Genomic DNA, 16,570 nt, shown 5'->3' on the forward strand with positions numbered 1-16,570 from the left:
TTTTTGATATAATTTTAACCGAGATGACTAACCACTTGAAACAGCTAGTACTAGGCGGAATACTCCTTTTTGTTACCCCGGTATTTGCTCAAATCGACCAAAAGCAGCAAAAGGTGTTTGACCTGAAGCAGCCCGACTTTCAGCTGAGCCCGCAGACGGGCATGGCCCGCCAGCATTGGAAGGATGCCGCCCGTTACCTTTTGGAAGGGGCTTTCAGTTATGTCAAACAGCTGGACGATCCCATGAAATTCCCGAAGCAGCCGGGGAAGAGCTACCCCCGGGATCCGGCACAAGTTCCTACTGAATTGCTTGAAGGACTGTGTCGCACTTTGTTTATTGCCGCACCGCTGCTGAGGGAAGACCCGACGTTAACCATTAACAACATTCGTGTTGCAGACTATTACCGCCATCATATTGCTAAACTTATCGATCCCTCCAGCCCTACTTATATTAAGTCGCGGGCCCCAAAAGGAGGCCCAAGTCAAAATCTGGTGGAGTTTGGAGCATTGGCTATTTCATTGTCGATTGTTCCTGATCTGCTCTGGGAGCCACTGACTCCCACGCAAAAACAGGCACTTTCCAGCACGATGATCAGCTATGGAGACGGCCCCACCGTGCCTTCCAACTGGAAGTTCTTCAATATTTTCGTCCTGAGCTTTTTTAAGGATAAGGGCTACAGCGTGAACGAGCCCTTACTTAAGGAGTACTTAGACAAGTCGCTGGCGCATTACAGGGGAGAGGGCTGGTATAATGATAATCCGGCCTACGATTACTACAGCATGTGGGCCTTCCAGATGTACGGCGTTTTGTGGTCGGAGATGTACGGGAAAAAATATTATCCGGAGTACGCCGCGAAGTTCAAATCGAACTTTCGGGATGTTAAAGACAACTATCCTTTTATGTTCAGCAGGAACGGGGAAATGATCATGTGGGGCAGAAGTATTGCTTATCGCTTTGGCTCGGTTATTCCGCTTCCGCTGATGGGTTTTGAGCAAGGTCAGGATACCAATTTCGGCTGGATGCGCAGGATCTCCTCGGGGGTGCTCCTTCAGTTCCTGAAACATCCCGACTTCCTGCATGAGAACGTTCCTACCCTGGGCTTTTATGGCGCGTTTGAGCCGGCAGTCCAGGCTTATAGCTGTCGGGCGAGCTCCTATTGGATGGGAAAGGCTTTTTTAGCGCTTTTAATTCCCGCCGATAATCCATTTTGGACAGCGAGAGAAAACGAAGGGCCCTGGGAAAAAGAATTCAGGAAAGATCAGGTATACAATAAGTTTCAAAAGGGCTCTGATATTTTGATCACTGATTATCCATCGATAGGAGCTGCAGAGATCCGGGCTTGGTGTAAGGTGCCTGTGATTAACAACTGGGAGTCTTTCCGCGGGAGTGAAAATTATAACCGCCTGGCCTACAACAGCGCGTTCCCCTGGCAGGCAGATGGCGAAGATGGACAGGTGGCCATGAACTACGTTTTTAAAAATAAGGACAACAAGTGGGAAGCTGCCCGCCTGTTTACCTTCAAAAAATACGAAGACGGGGTGTATTACCGCGACGTCGTCTTGGAGACAGACAAAAACGTTTCCCTGAGCCTGGCAGATATTCCGCTGCCCAACGGGATATTGAGGGTAGATAAAAATACCAGTAAAATACCTGTTAACCTGCGTTTAGGGCACTATTCTTTGCCGGAAACAAAGGGAACAATCAAAAGATTGACAAAAAAGGTACAGGGCAGGGAAGTGCAGATTATCGACAACGGAGAGTATCAATTGGCGCTTGTTCCGGTAGCGGGCTGGGACAAGACCGAAACAGTCTTGACGGAGGGATTGCACCCGGAAACAAAGCGAAGTGCAGTGATTAATGTAAGCGATAGTTTCAGGCCGGAACAAGAGCCGTTGTATGCTACGTTGATGTTATGGAAGAAATCGGGAGAGCAATGGAAGGACGCAGAATTGAATCCGCTGAAAGCCCTGAAAGTTGCTAAGGACGGCTCTTCGGTAAGCATATCCTTCAAAAATGGCGAAGAAAAGCTGGTGAAATATTAGAATAAAGAGGGCGAACTAAGGTGATAAATTACCTTAGTTCGTTTCTGTTTCTGCGTACTTTGCGGTCTTTCGGCCTGCTGAAACCGACATATGCAGCGGCAACCAGAAAGGTCACACATACGAAAAACCATAGTGCATTATGCCAGTTTTTGTTCGTGCCGGCGTCATTACTCAGGTCGCTATCGAACACATTAGGGCCTGCAGCAAGGGTGACGGTGACTGAAAAGAGGAGAATTGCAAGTACCAAACTGAAAAGTCTAAGCACTTTATTGTTGTTGTTCTGCTTCTTCATAGAATAGATTTTCTTTATTATATGAACAACAGGGCCGCATTTATGTTCTAAATTTCGCTTTTGTTAAATTTCTTGGCATTTTTTTTTGTATCATTTGGATTTCAAATTATCTTTAGCATATTAGATCAACAAATAATTAATCATGGAAAAATTTAATCAACTTAAATCAATCTTAGAGTCGGTAGAGAAAGATGCAGAGAAATTCTACACTGGCGGTAACAATGCTGCTGGAACTCGTGTAAGAAAAGCATTACAAGAAATCAAGAACTTGGCTTCTGACATCAGAAAAGAAGTAACTGAAATCAAAAACAAAGAGAAATAATTATATTGATCTTTATAACAAAAGCACCGGAGACGGTGCTTTTGTGATTTTAGGAGTAAGCATTTCTCAATGCCTGCTGATCAATGGGTTTCATTTGCCCCAGCACATAGTGAATTACCAGCAGCGCCACAAAGTATAAGGAACCGGCAATGGCGAAGGCATAAACATAACCAATGCCACCACTTTCCGTGAGTACTTTCCCCAGCCAGTAATCCGACAATGCGCCGGTAGCATATCCTACCATTCCTCCGATACCTACCACTGACGCCGTCGCTTTTTTCGGAAAGATATCCGGAACCAGGGTCAAGAGGTTCGAAGACCAGGCCTGATGGCCGGCAGCAGCTAAAGCAATAAGAAGTACAGCTACCCAGGCCTCCTGCGCCTGCGGAGCAAAAATGACAGGCACAATAAGTGTAGTAGAGGCGAGCATCGCCGCCTTTCTCGCCTTATAAACTTCCATACCTTTTTTAATTAAAAAGGAGGAGAACCACCCCCCGGCAATACTTCCTGCATCAGCTAAAAGGTAGATGATAACGATCGGTATGGCTAACCCACGCAGTTCCAAACCGAAGGCTCTGTTCAAAAAGAAGCCTCCCCAAAAGAGGTAAAAAAGCCACACCGCATCGGTTGTCTTTGCAAAAGCGAAGGCCCAGGTTTCCTTACGGCCCAAAAGTAATTTCCAGGATACGGGGCGTTCATCTGCAGACGAGCTTTCCTGATCGCTGTTGATATAGTCCAGTTCTTCCTTGCTCAGGTGGGGATGCCGCTCCGGCTTATTGTAGGTTCTCCACCACATAATGATCCAGGCAAAGCTGAAGAAGGAAGTGATAAAAAATGCATTTTGCCAGCCTAGTCCCTCGTTATCCACAAAAAGAGGGATCAGCAAAGGAGCAAGAATCGCCCCTACATTGGAACCGGCGTTGAAAAGGCCTGTGGCGTAGGCCCGCTCTTTTTTAGGGAACCATTCCGCAACCGTCTTGATAGCCGCTGGGAAATTTCCTGCTTCCCCGAATCCCAGACCAAACCGCGCAATGGCAAATCCTACCCAACCCATGGCCGTAGTAACCAGCGCATGGGACATCCCGAAAATGGTCCACACCACGATCGATATCGTATACCCGATCTTTGTTCCCACCTTGTCGATAAGAGCGCCCATGGCAATCAGCCCCAGCGCATAGGCTATCTTAAAAGTGATCTGAATGTTGGCGTAATCCTGGTCGGTCCAGTAAAATACGTGATTGCGCAGCGTCGGACCTAAAAAGCCGATGATGCTCCTGTCGAAGTAGTTAATTGCGGTTGCAATAAAAAGCAAACCAAGTATCTTCCAGCGATACTTTCCTTTCGGTTTTTCCATTGAATTAGATTTTGGAGGTTAGTGATATTGGCTCTTATCCGCTAAGAGACCCTTGCTCGAATTTTCACTTCGGAGGGCAGGGAAAAAAGTGAATAACCGTGAATTAACAATGTTAACAGCACCGGAACTAGCGGGAAACCGCTTTTAATGATATATTTGATATAGAAAGCTAAGCCAGTTTTTACCTCTATGAACCAAAGCCCGACAATCGAAAAAGTGCTCTCCAGTAAGACCTTTGCCAATAAAGAAGTGCTCAAAGGCTTGCTTAGATTTTTGTATGCAGAGTCGGTTAGGGGACAGAGCCTGAAAGAAATGGATATCGCGGTAGCTTACTTCAATCGGAGAGCAGAATTCATCGCCAGCGACGATACCATTGTCCGGGTGAACATTTACAAGCTACGAACACTGCTGGAGAAGTATTACGCAGAGGAAGGAAAAGAGGATGCAGAGCTGGTCGAGATCCCGAAGGGCAGTTATACAGTCCTGATTCACCAAAGAAATAGGGGTGGGGAGAAGAAAAAAGCGATTCAGCGCCTGCCCCTGGTACTCGGTAGCTTGTTCTTACTTTCCCTGCTGGCCAACCTCTATCTGTTTACCGCCCAGAGGTCGAAAACGGTAGAAAACCCGGTCTGGAATGCCTATGTGGAAAGTGCGCAGCCTGTTTCCATTACGCTTGGCGATCCTTTCTTTTTTCGGGTACAGGATCAACACTCGGCCGCCGGCAACCTGATCGTGCGGGATATTACCGTTAACTCGAAAGAAGACCTGGAGCTTGCTAAGCCGGTCGGACTGCAGGAGATCAAAAGTGAGGTGTCAGAGCTTAACTACCCCTATTTCTCGCGCAACAACCTCTGGCCGCTGCCCGATCTCATTTCCTTTTTCGCTAAATCCTCCGTCGAAACACGTCTGCAAACCTTATCCGAATCGAATATCGACGACATCAAGAACAGCAACGTTATTTTTATCGCGAATATCAATTCCTTTGGCTGGATGAATAAGTTCCTGGAGAAAACATCACTGCGGATCGCCACCAATCCCCGAACGATCAGCATCCGGCAGGACGGGCAGGAAAAGAAACTGACGGTGCCCGAATATATCAAAGGTTCTTATGTCGACTATGCCTTGCTGGTGAAGATTCCCGGCCCCAATAATAATTTGATTACCCTCATGGGCGATTTTCATGCTTCCGGCCTCCGGGGATTGACGAGTTATATCAGTAAGCCAGCAACAGCGGCGAAATTGCGGCAGCAGGTGGAGGAAAGGTACGGGGAATTCCCGGCTTATTTCGAGATGGTGGTGAAAGTAACCAGCTATAACTATTCCGACTTCGACACCGAGCTCATCCACTTTAAACCGGTTCAGTAGCCCGGCCGGAAGAGAGTGGCGGGGGAAGCGCATAAAAAAAGGGAGATCCCCTCAAATCTCCCTTTCAATTAACCTCATCCAACTTAAGAACGTTAACAATTTCGTTGTTGCATTCTTCTACGCCACGCCGCCCTCAGGGTTACCCCTAATTTGCAGCATTACAATTAGTTGACCTTTTTCTTAGGTGGATAAGTTTCCTGCTACAAGGTTAATTTTTATACTTCTTTTGGAAAAGACCGCCGGCGTTTCAGTCGACGGGCAGTCCCGTGCTCCGTTCATACGCCTTCAGGCCTTAGCCTGCAGGCCGGTATCCACTTCGCCCGGGTTTAAAAATCAGCGTACTACTTTCAATCGCCTTTTTTGAAGCCCTACGCATTCCCCCGCCGACGTTCGGGCTAGCCGAAAAAGAGTCGGTCAGAACTAATGTTCTCTTAATGATCGGTTAATACAGGAAAGCTAGTTTCGTCCTGCACTCGTTCTTTTACTACATGATTTGGAAAGGGCGGTTCCGCCGTCCTTTTATTACCTCTTCCCAGCGATAAAAACTATCCTCAAAAAATCTTAATTAGTGATTGGCAGTTTCAAAAAAGTTCTATATTTGCCTTCCTCAAAACGGGGGATTAGCTCAGCTGGCTAGAGCGCTTGCATGGCATGCAAGAGGTCATCGGTTCGACTCCGATATTCTCCACTCGTCGAGCTCAAACTATATACAAACCTTCTTAAACAGACAAAGCACCCGTTCGGGTGCTTTCTTGTTTTTAAACAAGAGGCTTTTGAAACGAGTATTTTGGGAGTTGTTTACTCCCTGTTTACATCCATGAAATAATGATGCCTGCTATAAATTCCAAAATTATGGTCTCAGTAGCATCGCTATGTTTTGGACATCCAGTCACTGACTGCGCAACTTGTATTTAGCTTCCATGTCATAGGTGAAATGGATAATCAACAAGTTGGTGAATACTCAATCCGATTTGTAAAAGATAAATGATAACAAGAGAGCGGTGAATAGCCGCTCTTTCTGCTTGTTTCATGTAATCGAAATTTTTGCCTGTTCTGATGCAGAAGTGGCAATTTTGCCTATTTTAAGTTAAAGCATACTATTTTTACTCCTCAGTATGAAAAGAGCCAGACCTATAGCAGTTAAGACGGTCAATAAGAAAGCCATTATTCTAAACTCCATATTCTTTATTGCAGCAGCGGTTAATTTGTTGAACCTATGGCTTTTTGATGGAACAATAATGCATTGGAAAGTGGTTGCTGCAATCTATTTACTCTCTGGAATACTTTACTTTCCGCTGCATCATTTTCTAAAATCTGGTACGAGTTACGGAAACTTTAGTTGTATCCTATTTTGTATTATAACAGGCGGCAGTTTGATTACTGCTACTTTTTTGGGTCTGAATTATCTCTTAAAAGAATCTAGCGGTTCCAGTGAACAGTTGACGATAGTACGAAAATCATCAATTCCCGGAAGTAGGAATAATAGGAGTAATAGGAAGCCTACCTTTTATGTGAAAGTTGATGGTATATTGAAAAGATTTGACTTTCGACCTGATAGGACAGAAGATGTGGAAAAAGCCGATAGTGTCGATCTTTATTTATCTGAAGGATTCTTAGGTTATGATATAGTAGATTCAATTAGGCTGAAATAGACCCTAGTTTCTGTCACCCTGACTATTTAAAAATGTATAAGTGTAACCTGAAGCTAATCAAATATCATGAAAATGGGTCCAATGAAAGCCTAAATGATCACCTTAGTTAAATTTCAAAAGAATGATAACTTCAATTCTTAAATTGCTGATAGGTTTAATCGGCTTGCTCGGCACAGTTTGGTTTTTAATCTCAGGATTGAGAGGGAACAAAACGGGATATAAGAAAGCAGGCTTCTCACTGATCCTACTATTTCTCCTCACAACTATCATTAGTGTTATCGAGCAACGTCTTTATTCAAATAGACCAAAGAGCCAAAAGCTTCTATTGTCAGCAAGCAGAGAAGCGCCAATTGGAGGAATTTTGCTAAAATTGTACGCAGATACCAGCTATACATTAACGAATGATCAAAGATGAGATGGGATAAAAGGGATTTATAAGATTAAGGATGATACGCTTGCGATTTTCAACGCTGATACAATTAAAGCCTCGTTTCTAATTAAAGAGAAAGCCTTAGAGGAAATTGGCAACTCTGGTATTGGTGGCTTAACTAAAATTATACTGGACTGCTTTTCCAAGATTGAATATGAGCTGGAGCATGCCATTGACAAACACAGCAAACGATTGATCGTCTCCAATATCGAGCTCTTCCTGAATTACTGTATCCGTTTCTACGACCGTCAGTTTATTACCCGTGATATAGTCCACAAGGGAATCTTAGAGCGCTTTGAGGTTTTGTTAAACAACTATTTCCAGACAGATAAGCCCCAGACAATCGGCTTGCCATCGGTGGCCTGGTGTGCCAGCGAAATGAATTTATCGGCGAACTATTTTGGAGATTTAATCAAGAAAGAAACAGGAATAACCGCACAGGAGTACATTAAAGCCAAAGTGATTGACGTCGCAAAAGAAAAAATATTTGACCACAGCAAAACCGTGAGTCAGATAGCCCATGAGTTGGGATTTAAGTATCCACAGCATTTTATACGTCTGTTCAAGCAAAAGGTGGGTGAATCTCCGAAGGAGTACAGGATTATGAGTTAGCACCTTAAGAAAATTACGAATAATTGATCTTAGGTCGCCAAGACGCAACGTGAGTTTAGGCGAGAACGTTGGTCGCAACTGCAGACAACAAACTTGTTAGCCACTACAACTAATAAATGACTTTTACATCAATTGACTTCTAATTAAGTACCACATGAAAATAATGAAATACATTTCACTCATCTTATTGTGTAGCATCATTGGTATAGTGGTATATGTTTACTCTCTTACATTTAATCCACAAGGTCGTTTGAATTGGGGCCAGGCGCTATTTTTGAAACTGAATACAACAGACGACGTGGTTGGACAACTTAAGAAAATGACCGTAATAGAACGAAGCCACATGATAGATGCAATTCCGATTGATTTGGAAGGATTAAGTGTAGATACCCTTAAAATAACAAATGACAGCCTGACAACTTACATTTTTAAGTCCCAAACTTTCGATAAAAACAGCCCCGTTATTCTGTATTTTCATGGGGGAGCATTCTTGTTACCGTGGACAAACCTTTCTGTATCATATGCTGCAAGGTTGTCCAAATTGTATAAGGCTATTGTAGTTGCAGTTGATTACAGGGTTGCCCCTGAACATCCTTATCCAATTCCTAACAATGATTGTTTTGCCACTTTTCTATGGACACTTTCAAATATCGAAAGATGGGACGGAAATTCTAACAAAATAATTGTGGCAGGTGAAAGTGCGGGTGCTACCCTGGCAACGACCGTGGCTATCAAAGCAAAACAACAGCATTTGACTAACATTAAATATCAAGTTTTGGAATGTCCTGCAGGCTATCTTCCATTCCAAACCAATGCTTATCAAAAGCTAAAACGAGGTTACTATTTAGAAGAACCCGAAATGCAATATGCTATGGCTAGCTATTTACCCAATATGGCTGACCATACTAATCCATTGGTATTCCCGTATTATTCAGATAGTCTATCAAACTTACCCCCTGCCTATGTAATAACTTGTGAGTTTGACCCTTTAAAAGATACAGGAAAAGACTTTGCTGAAAAACTTAAAAAAGCAAAAGTCCCTACCTTTCATAAAGAGATGAAAGGTATGTTACATTCCATCCCCGGTCCTTTGAATGAAGGTGACAGAGTAAATTTATATAAAGAAATATTCGCTGAATCGCAGAAATATATTAAAAATTAACCTGGTAGCTAAAACCCGATTTCAAAATATAATTACTAACGAACAGAATAGGCGGCCACCAACATTGGTTTTGCAAGTGGGGCTGATGGAATAAACATCAGTATGTGCACGCATCATCTACAGTGCCAGCATGACGAACAACATTCAGCAATAGAATAAACAATGAACTTTAATTTATAAATTGAGCGGCGGTTATCGGCAGACGGAATGCTATTTCCCCACCAGCACAAAGCCCTGTTCGTTAGCCGTCAACCTTCCAACAAGACCTGAAGGATGTAGGAAAAGAAGAATTTTTGGCAACACATACAGCAAAGTATCGAATACAGTTCTTAGAACTATTGTTAAAACTAAAAGAAAGCAAAAACGACAGATATTATGAAAGCAATTGGATTTAAGACGTCATTACCCATTGATGAAGCGGATAGTTTTATTGAGTTTGAAAAGGAAATACCAACTGCGAAAGGAAAAGACATTTTGGTAAAAGTTGAAGCCATATCGGTCAACCCTGTAGATTATAAAATAAGAAAAAGCAGCCTTAAAGACAAGCAACAGGATACTCCCAAAGTTATTGGTTGGGATGCTGTCGGCACAGTAGAGGCTACTGGCAATGAAGTCACACTCTTCAAGAAAGGTGATCGGGTCTTTTATGCAGGAGACCTTACGAGAGATGGCTCTAACCAAGAATACCAGCTGGTGGATGAACGCATTGTAGGGCTTGCACCAAAGAACATAAGCATGGAACAAGCTGCTGCCATGCCGCTTACTTCACTTACTGCCTGGGAAATGTTTTTTGACCATCTACAATTAAGTAAAGAGAAAGATGCAGGCAAAAGCATACTTATTATAGGCGGCGCAGGAGGTGTAGGCTCAGTTGCCATCCAACTGGCTAAAAAGCTGTTGGGCTTAAATGTTATTGCCACAGCATCGAGAGCCGTTACCATGGAATGGTGCAAAAAAATGGGCGCAGATCATGTAGTCAACCACAACAACCTTATTGGTGAAATAAAAAATATTGGCTTTGAGCAGGTAGACTATATTGTAGACTTTGTAGACCTGAATCAATATTGGGAGCCCATAGTAGATCTCATTAAACCGCAGGGAAAGGTAGGTTGTATCAGCGACCCGACTGAACCTGTAAAATTAAATCAGCTAAAAAGAAAGAGTGTCAGTTTTTATTGGGAGCTGATGTTCACCCGTTCTATGTATCAAACAGAAGACATGATAGAGCAGCACAATATTCTAAACAACATTGCTCAATTGCTGGATGATGGCATATTACAACCAACACTTCATACCACACTGGAAGGATTGACTGCCGAAAACATGAAAGAAGCTCACCGTTTATTGGAAAGCGGAAAAACAGTTGGAAAAGTTGTCGTGAAGTTTTGAAAGACAAAAAGGCATATTAACCATTCAGGCTGGTGCAACCAATAACGATGCTGAAAAAAAAGGCGAACGGCTAACTTCAGTTTGTGCAATAGCAGCTTGACGTTCTTAATCCCAAGCAGTAGAATCAAAATTTAACTTTAGTAATCGTTTCGGCTGAAAATACGCTAGTGCCGCTACTGCACAAAGCTGTTCAACGTTAGCGTCTTTGTAAACGTGGTCTCAAAGAATTAGAAACTTAAGAAATGAAAACAAACATTGGACAAAAAGTCCTTCATTTTCCCTTAATAAAAATAATAGTTGCATTAATTGTTTGTCTGGGAACTGTTAGAGCAGGACAAGCCTTAGCTCAAAAAACACTTGAAATAACTAGTATTGACAGTGACTTTAAAAAACTAATTGCAGGAGCTTTTGCTGCCACGCTTGTGATATTTGCCTACTCTTATTTATTCAAACATTATGAAAAAAGAAAAATTACGGAGTTCTCAAAAGTCAACATCCTTAAAACATTAACGATTGGAATTGTTTTGGGAGTGGTGCTACAGTCGCTGACCATATTGGTCATTTACTTCAAAGGAGGCTATTCAGTCATTTCAATCAATCCTATCCTGTTTATTGTTCCAGCATTAACGATGGCGTTTACCTCAGCCATTATTGAAGAAATTCTGCTAAGAGGCATCATTTTCAGAATCCCAGAAGAAATATTAGGAAGTTACCTGTCATTAGTTATTTCTGCTTTGTTGTTTGGAGCCATGCACCTCATTAATCCGAACAGTTCCATATTGGCGGCCGTCGGATTGGCCATTCAAGCCGGGCTTTTACTGGGAGCCGCCTACATCTATTCAAGGAATTTATGGTTCCCTATTGCACTTCATTTTGCCTGGAACTTTACGCAATCTGCCATATTCGGTGCCAATGTATCAGGCAGTAGCACTTCAAAAACATTAATAACTTCCAAGATTGAGGGTGCAGCATGGTTTACTGGTGGACAATTTGGTCCGGAAGGTTCAATTCAGGCAACCTTATTTTGTTTAATCCCAACCATTGTACTACTTATATTAAGCCATAAAGAAGGAAAAATCATAAAACCGTACTGGAAGAAATACAACGAACCGCTAACAGGGGATTGCCAATATACCGATCGGATAACAAGTGCTGAACGACTAGACCCTGTTAAACACTTGTAGTAGGTTAAATTGAGGGATGCTGGTGCCAGTACATCGGCAATCCCTAACTTTGAGCGGTATTTTTAGAATACCGACACCAACAGAAATTAATCTACAAAAACGAATGAAGAAGATAGTATTAATAGTAGCTTTCTTTTTTTCGCTAACAAATATTTTTGGACAGGCGAATGAACCTAAACTCAAAATCACACACTTAAGAGGCGACTTTTATATCTATACAACATACAATACCTCCGAAGGAAGCCATATACCTGCTAATGGGATGTATCTTGTTACCGAGAATGGCGTTGCCCTGTTTGACACACCCTGGGATTCGACACAATTTCAACCTTTGCTTGACAGTATCAAATTGAAACACAATAAAGAGGTAACAATTTGCATAGCGACTCATTGGCATAGTGACAGAACTGATGGGCTTGAATACTACAAGCAGAAGGGAATTAAGACATACACCACCAAATTAACAGATGATTTAAGTAGAAAGAATAACAAAAAAAGAGCTGAATATTTAATTGAAAAAGATACCATTTTCAATATTGGACAATATTCATTTGAAACTTATTATCCAGGACAGGGGCATACGGAAGACAATATCGTTTTGTGGTTTAACAAAGAGAAAGTTCTTTATGGAGGCTGTTTGATAAAAGGTGCGGAAGCCGAACATTTAGGGTATTTGGGAGACGGAAATGTTTTTGAATATGAAACAACTCTTAAAAATGTTCAGAAAAAATATCCTGACCCAAAATATATAATTGTGTCACATCATAATTGGAATAATATAAACTCCTTGAACCATTCAATTAAGATGGCAAAAGAACTAAAAAAAATAAAAACTACCGTTAACATCATTTTAGCAATAGTATTCAAATGAGCGAGATCAATAAAGCAATTTTAGAAAAGGCCAATGCAGCGATTATAAAGGGTGACAATGAAGGTTTTCTTTGCTATTGCACTGAAGACACCAGATGGGTATTTATCGGCGATAAGACTTTGCAGGGCAAGGACGCCGTTCGACACTACATGGCAACGGCTTACAAGGAACCTCCAAGGTTTATAGTTGAAAACTTAATTGCTGAAGGTGATTTCCTTACAGCTATCGGCACAATCACAATGAAAAACGGGCAAGGCATAATGGTCGACTATTCTTATTGCGATGTATGGCGATTTCGCGATGGTAAGATGGCTGAATTGAAAGCCTTTGTCATTGAAAACAAGTGAAAATCACAAGTTGCAACAGATAGCTTAAAGCTCGTACTACAACTAATAGCTAGTTGAAGAGTTTATATATTCCGTCGATCAGCAGTTGTTATTCCGTACTTTTTGATATCGTTTAAATCAGAAAGAAACTACCGCCAACAGTGCATTGCTGCAAGTGGCATAGTATAGGTAGTAATCCTCAGGGAAGGTGCTGAAGGATGCACTCCTTCTGGCAAATAGAGTTGACTCTCCTCGAATCAACTGCGTTATAACATCAGGTAATCCAGAATCAAATTTAGTGATTTGATCCCGCACCCGTTTCTGTCAATATTTGTTCAAACGAAGCAACAAATATGGGACTACTAGACAAACTTTTTTTCAGAGCCAGCAGCAATAAGAATAGTATTTCAGTTGACAGAAACGGAATTCTCATCAATGATAAGGATCTGATTTCTATTGAATTTGAAAACACAACAAACGAAGTAAAAACACTATGGGTTGAACCGACTTGCGTGGAGTTTAAGCTTGATAAATACTCTGAATTTGTACTGCTTGCAAAGGACGATACCTACAAGATTCAATTCAATGAAGATTACATCACTGTTTTCTTGCAATACACCTTTGACCTGCAATTATACAAGCGTCCTACCTCGGAAGCAGTTTATAACGCTAACAGATGGGAACTGGTTCAGGATTACTTTGATGCTTTCATCTAAATTTAAAAAACAGCAAGATGTTTTGAGCCGTCTTCCAGTTGCAACTCTTTTTAATTGATACTGCTCGACATGTATAACGGAAACCCCGGAAATCGGCGATGTGATCACGGTCAGGACAAGGGACAGGGCAGAATTTACAGAAGTTTCCGTCCGACCGCCCTTCGACGACGAACGCTATCGCTGCGAACAGATTAGCCATTATTACCGGCTAAAAGAGGAGTTGAAAGATTATCTAAAGGATGAGGAACCGGAGTGATTCGGCGGCGCTCACGGGACTACCTGGTTACTCACCGTAATCTGTTTAGGATCTACTACAATCAGCTGCGGTTTTCCCCGGTGCAGCTGGACTTTACCGCTTACACATATCGTTTTATCCTGAAACTCTGCTTCGGGCTTAAAAGCAAACTTAGCCCGGTCTTCCCCTTTGATTACCACCGCAAAGAGCTGGTAGGGATACTGCGCTCCCATGTTCAGGAAGGTGATCTCCGCGGCTTCCAGAAAGCGGCCGCCATATACTTTTTCGCAGATAAGAACCGAGTCGCCCACATGATTGGCCGCTTCTGCAGAGCTGATTTTTTTCTGAGAAAAGGAGGGTAGCGACAAGGCAAGGAAGGCGATAAGTAAAAGCTTTTTCATTGGCGCTAAGATAATCAATTTACTCGCCTACCTTTGCGACGAAAGATTATGTTTTCATGAACTTTTCTCCTTGCAGAAGTGGCAAATACATGGGGAGGAGCATTCATCCGTTATTTATAAGACAAGAAGCAATTAGATGGAAGAAGGATTCAAGTTACCCATAACGTATAAGGGGCAGGAAAAAGAGTTGGAAGCGACCCTTACGGCCTCGGGTTATACGCACAAATTTCATGTAGACATAGATGGAGTCGGGGTTTTCTTCGAACCCGATGAAGAGAGGAATTACCGCGCGGTGCTCGACCCTAAATCGATAGAACTGAACCTAAGTCCTAATCTGGACTTGCTCCGCCTGGTAGGCAATAAACTGGAGGAGTTGTTTAAACAGACATAGGAGTGAACGCTAGCTTGAACATCAATACCCGTCCGTTTTTTTCAAAGCCATGGATTGCCTGGCTAGTTGTGCTGTTTCTTATAAGTTGTGCCGGGAAGCTCCATGCAGCCCGGCCGAACAGCTTGTTCTCCGATCATATGGTCTTACAACAGCAGTTGAAAATACCCGTCTGGGGAACGGGGCGGAACGGCGAAAAAGTACGGGTGGAATTTAACGGAAAAGTAGCGGTCACTGAAGTAGTCGAGCGGCAGTGGAGCGTCGTTTTACCCCCAATGCCGGCAGGTGGTCCCTATACAATGACGATTGCGGGAGATGCAGTCCTGTCGATTAAGGATATCTACGTCGGCGAAGTATGGGTTTGCAGTGGCCAGTCGAATATGGAGCGGAAAATGTCTCCCCATGCCAGGTATCAAACCATTACCAATTATCAACAGGAAAAGGAAGCCGCCCGTTACCCCTTAATCCGGCAGTATACAGTCCCTTACAAGCAATCTGATACGCTGGTGGCAGATGCAAAGGGTAGCTGGACCGTCTGTTCTCCTTCCACCATTGAGTCTTTTTCGGCAGTCGCTTATTTTTTTGCACGGGATTTACATAAGGCGCGAAAAGTGCCGGTCGGACTGCTATTGGCCTCCGTAGGCGGAACACAGGCGCAGTTCTGGACCAGTCGCCTTGGATTGGCCGGCAACCCGGAGCTGTTGCCCCTCGTGCAGGCCTACGACGCGGCCATGAAGGTCTACCCTGAGAAATTAGCTGAATACGAGCTCCAAAAGGATTCCCTGCTGGCGGCCTACCAAAAGGAACTTGAACTCGCGAAAAAGGAAAATAAACCGAAACCACGCCCGCCAGTTCCTCCGCAGAACCCTGCAGAACGGCGGCGCATCAGCTGTTACTACAACGGCATGATCGCTCCCCTTACTAAATTTCCTGTGAAAGGAGTGCTATGGTATCAGGGAGAATCCGACAGAGACTTTGCGCTGCAGTACCAGCTCTTGTTTCCCACCTTAATAACGGATTGGCGAAAAAGCTGGAAGCTCGGAGATATCCCGTTTCTCTATGTACAAATTGCTCCTTTTAAGGAGAATAATCCGGAACTCCGGGAATCTCAATTGCTGACTTTAAAAAAACGCAGGAATACAGCCATGGTAGTCACTACCGACTGCGGCGATCCGGATGATATCCATCCGCCCTTCAAACAACCCATCGGACATCGTCTGTCGCTCGCCGCCCGGGCTCTTGCTTACAACGAATCCCTCGCTTATTCAGGTCCCATCTATGATGCTTATACCCTAAAAGCTGATTCCGTCGAAATTTCTTTCCGGCATGTTCAGGGGGGCTTGCACTATCAGGGCATCGAGCTCCGCGGTTTTACCATTGCAGGGCCGGGTGGAGCGTTTGTTTCCGCAAAAGCTATGCTACGCGGAGACAAGGTAGTGGTATTTAGTGATGCAGTTAGCAATCCGGTGGCGGTAAGGTATGGGTGGGCGAATGTGCCGGATGGAAACTTATACAACGGCGCTTCCTTGCCGGCTTCTCCGTTCAGGACGGATGTAGTATATCATACATCCTGGTGGGAGCTTAAATAATCAATACAGGTGGAGGAAAGGTTGGCTACGGTATCCGCCCGGAAATAGAAAAAGGTAGTCGCTTCTACTACCTTTAACAATCATTAATTTAAGAAAGGATATTATAACACTACAAATATCTCCTCTGCTTATTATCTCCGTGTTAAGCGATCAATAAGTTATCTTTTGCCGCTCCTTTTCTTTAGGCTGGCGGCCCCGCTGGCGGCGGCCGAAGTATTCTTAGGAGATAAAAAGGGCAGC

The 16,570-nt window shown here is 43.3% G+C and carries 17 protein-coding genes and 1 tRNA gene; 15 read left to right on the forward strand and 3 right to left on the reverse strand.

Annotated features, from left to right (window positions below):
• The first annotated feature begins 35 nt into the window (after positions 1 to 35).
• Positions 36 to 2,042: a DUF2264 domain-containing protein gene (locus J4N23_RS13255; RefSeq protein WP_207427960.1), complete on the forward strand. Its 2,007-nt coding sequence runs from the start codon at positions 36 to 38 to the stop codon at positions 2,040 to 2,042.
• Positions 2,043 to 2,070: 28 nt separating this feature from the next.
• On the opposite strand, the gene J4N23_RS13260 is transcribed toward J4N23_RS13255, so the two are convergent.
• Complete coding sequence (locus J4N23_RS13260) at positions 2,071 to 2,334, reverse strand: hypothetical protein (protein ID WP_207427962.1); 264 nt, start codon at positions 2,332 to 2,334, stop codon at positions 2,071 to 2,073.
• A gap of 142 nt (positions 2,335 to 2,476) precedes the next feature.
• Here J4N23_RS13260 and J4N23_RS13265 point away from each other — a divergent pair, with 142 nt between their 5' ends.
• Positions 2,477 to 2,656 (forward strand): histone H1, encoded by a 180-nt coding sequence (locus tag J4N23_RS13265; RefSeq protein WP_207427964.1) that lies wholly within the window; start codon positions 2,477 to 2,479, stop codon positions 2,654 to 2,656.
• A gap of 49 nt (positions 2,657 to 2,705) precedes the next feature.
• On the opposite strand, the gene J4N23_RS13270 is transcribed toward J4N23_RS13265, so the two are convergent.
• Positions 2,706 to 4,010 carry an MFS transporter gene (locus J4N23_RS13270; protein WP_207427966.1) on the reverse strand — a complete coding sequence of 435 codons (1,305 nt, stop codon included), beginning with the start codon at positions 4,008 to 4,010 and terminating at the stop codon, positions 2,706 to 2,708.
• 189 nt (positions 4,011 to 4,199) lie between these two features.
• Between J4N23_RS13270 and J4N23_RS13275 the strand changes: the two genes are divergently transcribed.
• The 11 genes from J4N23_RS13275 (at position 4,200) to J4N23_RS13325 (ending at position 13,717) form a co-directional block, all read left to right on the forward strand.
• Entirely contained in the window at positions 4,200 to 5,375 is a 1,176-nt protein-coding gene (locus J4N23_RS13275) for a hypothetical protein (protein ID WP_207427967.1), read from the forward strand.
• Between the two features lie 614 nt (positions 5,376 to 5,989).
• A tRNA-Ala gene (locus tag J4N23_RS13280) sits at positions 5,990 to 6,063 on the forward strand.
• A 427-nt stretch (positions 6,064 to 6,490) separates the two neighbouring features.
• Positions 6,491 to 7,027: a hypothetical protein gene (locus J4N23_RS13285; protein WP_207427968.1), complete on the forward strand. Its 537-nt coding sequence runs from the start codon at positions 6,491 to 6,493 to the stop codon at positions 7,025 to 7,027.
• A gap of 121 nt (positions 7,028 to 7,148) precedes the next feature.
• On the forward strand, positions 7,149 to 7,442 hold the full coding sequence (locus J4N23_RS13290; RefSeq protein WP_207427969.1) for a hypothetical protein: 294 nt from the start codon (positions 7,149 to 7,151) through the stop codon (positions 7,440 to 7,442).
• A gap of 207 nt (positions 7,443 to 7,649) precedes the next feature.
• Positions 7,650 to 8,069 (forward strand): AraC family transcriptional regulator, encoded by a 420-nt coding sequence (locus J4N23_RS13295; protein ID WP_242689226.1) that lies wholly within the window; start codon positions 7,650 to 7,652, stop codon positions 8,067 to 8,069.
• Between the two features lie 163 nt (positions 8,070 to 8,232).
• Positions 8,233 to 9,231 (forward strand): alpha/beta hydrolase, encoded by a 999-nt coding sequence (locus J4N23_RS13300; protein ID WP_207427970.1) that lies wholly within the window; start codon positions 8,233 to 8,235, stop codon positions 9,229 to 9,231.
• A 375-nt stretch (positions 9,232 to 9,606) separates the two neighbouring features.
• Positions 9,607 to 10,620, forward strand: coding sequence for a zinc-binding alcohol dehydrogenase family protein (locus J4N23_RS13305; RefSeq protein WP_207427971.1), 1,014 nt, complete (start codon positions 9,607 to 9,609; stop codon positions 10,618 to 10,620).
• 242 nt (positions 10,621 to 10,862) lie between these two features.
• Positions 10,863 to 11,804: a CPBP family intramembrane glutamic endopeptidase gene (locus J4N23_RS13310; protein WP_207427973.1), complete on the forward strand. Its 942-nt coding sequence runs from the start codon at positions 10,863 to 10,865 to the stop codon at positions 11,802 to 11,804.
• 103 nt (positions 11,805 to 11,907) lie between these two features.
• The gene (gene bla / locus J4N23_RS13315; RefSeq protein ID WP_207427974.1) at positions 11,908 to 12,675 is read left to right on the forward strand and encodes a BlaB/IND/MUS family subclass B1 metallo-beta-lactamase; all 768 of its coding nucleotides are present in this window, start codon (positions 11,908 to 11,910) and stop codon (positions 12,673 to 12,675) included.
• Complete coding sequence (locus J4N23_RS13320; RefSeq protein ID WP_207427975.1) at positions 12,672 to 13,022, forward strand: nuclear transport factor 2 family protein; 351 nt, start codon at positions 12,672 to 12,674, stop codon at positions 13,020 to 13,022. The genes bla and J4N23_RS13320 overlap by 4 nt, the downstream gene beginning before the upstream one ends.
• A 332-nt stretch (positions 13,023 to 13,354) precedes the next feature.
• Positions 13,355 to 13,717, forward strand: coding sequence for a hypothetical protein (locus tag J4N23_RS13325; RefSeq protein WP_207427977.1), 363 nt, complete (start codon positions 13,355 to 13,357; stop codon positions 13,715 to 13,717).
• A gap of 267 nt (positions 13,718 to 13,984) precedes the next feature.
• On the opposite strand, the gene J4N23_RS13330 is transcribed toward J4N23_RS13325, so the two are convergent.
• Positions 13,985 to 14,353, reverse strand: a complete 369-nt coding sequence (locus J4N23_RS13330) for a hypothetical protein (RefSeq protein ID WP_207427978.1) — start codon at positions 14,351 to 14,353, stop codon at positions 13,985 to 13,987.
• A 136-nt stretch (positions 14,354 to 14,489) separates the two neighbouring features.
• Between J4N23_RS13330 and J4N23_RS13335 the strand changes: the two genes are divergently transcribed.
• Both J4N23_RS13335 and J4N23_RS13340 read left to right on the forward strand, forming a co-directional pair.
• Positions 14,490 to 14,744: a hypothetical protein gene (locus J4N23_RS13335; RefSeq protein ID WP_207427979.1), complete on the forward strand. Its 255-nt coding sequence runs from the start codon at positions 14,490 to 14,492 to the stop codon at positions 14,742 to 14,744.
• A 2-nt stretch (positions 14,745 to 14,746) separates the two neighbouring features.
• Positions 14,747 to 16,330, forward strand: coding sequence for a sialate O-acetylesterase (locus J4N23_RS13340; protein ID WP_207427980.1), 1,584 nt, complete (start codon positions 14,747 to 14,749; stop codon positions 16,328 to 16,330).
• Positions 16,331 to 16,570: the final 240 nt, after the last annotated feature.

This window comes from Pedobacter sp. SYSU D00535, assembly GCF_017355855.1.
Lineage (GTDB): Bacteria > Bacteroidota > Bacteroidia > Sphingobacteriales > Sphingobacteriaceae > Desertivirga.

Bases quoted from the DNA above. Each gene is read 5' to 3' on its own strand.
- J4N23_RS13260 (WP_207427962.1), bottom strand. From the start codon at position 2,334: ATGAAGAAGCAGAACAACAACAATAAAGTGCTTAGACTTTTCAGTTTG.
- J4N23_RS13265 (WP_207427964.1), top strand. From the start codon at position 2,477: ATGGAAAAATTTAATCAACTTAAATCAATCTTAGAGTCGGTAGAGAAA.
- J4N23_RS13270 (WP_207427966.1), bottom strand. From the start codon at position 4,010: ATGGAAAAACCGAAAGGAAAGTATCGCTGGAAGATACTTGGTTTGCTT.
- J4N23_RS13275 (WP_207427967.1), top strand. From the start codon at position 4,200: ATGAACCAAAGCCCGACAATCGAAAAAGTGCTCTCCAGTAAGACCTTT.
- J4N23_RS13285 (WP_207427968.1), top strand. From the start codon at position 6,491: ATGAAAAGAGCCAGACCTATAGCAGTTAAGACGGTCAATAAGAAAGCC.
- J4N23_RS13290 (WP_207427969.1), top strand. From the start codon at position 7,149: ATGATAACTTCAATTCTTAAATTGCTGATAGGTTTAATCGGCTTGCTC.
- J4N23_RS13300 (WP_207427970.1), top strand. From the start codon at position 8,233: ATGAAATACATTTCACTCATCTTATTGTGTAGCATCATTGGTATAGTG.
- J4N23_RS13305 (WP_207427971.1), top strand. From the start codon at position 9,607: ATGAAAGCAATTGGATTTAAGACGTCATTACCCATTGATGAAGCGGAT.
- J4N23_RS13310 (WP_207427973.1), top strand. From the start codon at position 10,863: ATGAAAACAAACATTGGACAAAAAGTCCTTCATTTTCCCTTAATAAAA.
- bla (WP_207427974.1), top strand. From the start codon at position 11,908: ATGAAGAAGATAGTATTAATAGTAGCTTTCTTTTTTTCGCTAACAAAT.
- J4N23_RS13320 (WP_207427975.1), top strand. From the start codon at position 12,672: ATGAGCGAGATCAATAAAGCAATTTTAGAAAAGGCCAATGCAGCGATT.
- J4N23_RS13325 (WP_207427977.1), top strand. From the start codon at position 13,355: ATGGGACTACTAGACAAACTTTTTTTCAGAGCCAGCAGCAATAAGAAT.
- J4N23_RS13330 (WP_207427978.1), bottom strand. From the start codon at position 14,353: ATGAAAAAGCTTTTACTTATCGCCTTCCTTGCCTTGTCGCTACCCTCC.
- J4N23_RS13335 (WP_207427979.1), top strand. From the start codon at position 14,490: ATGGAAGAAGGATTCAAGTTACCCATAACGTATAAGGGGCAGGAAAAA.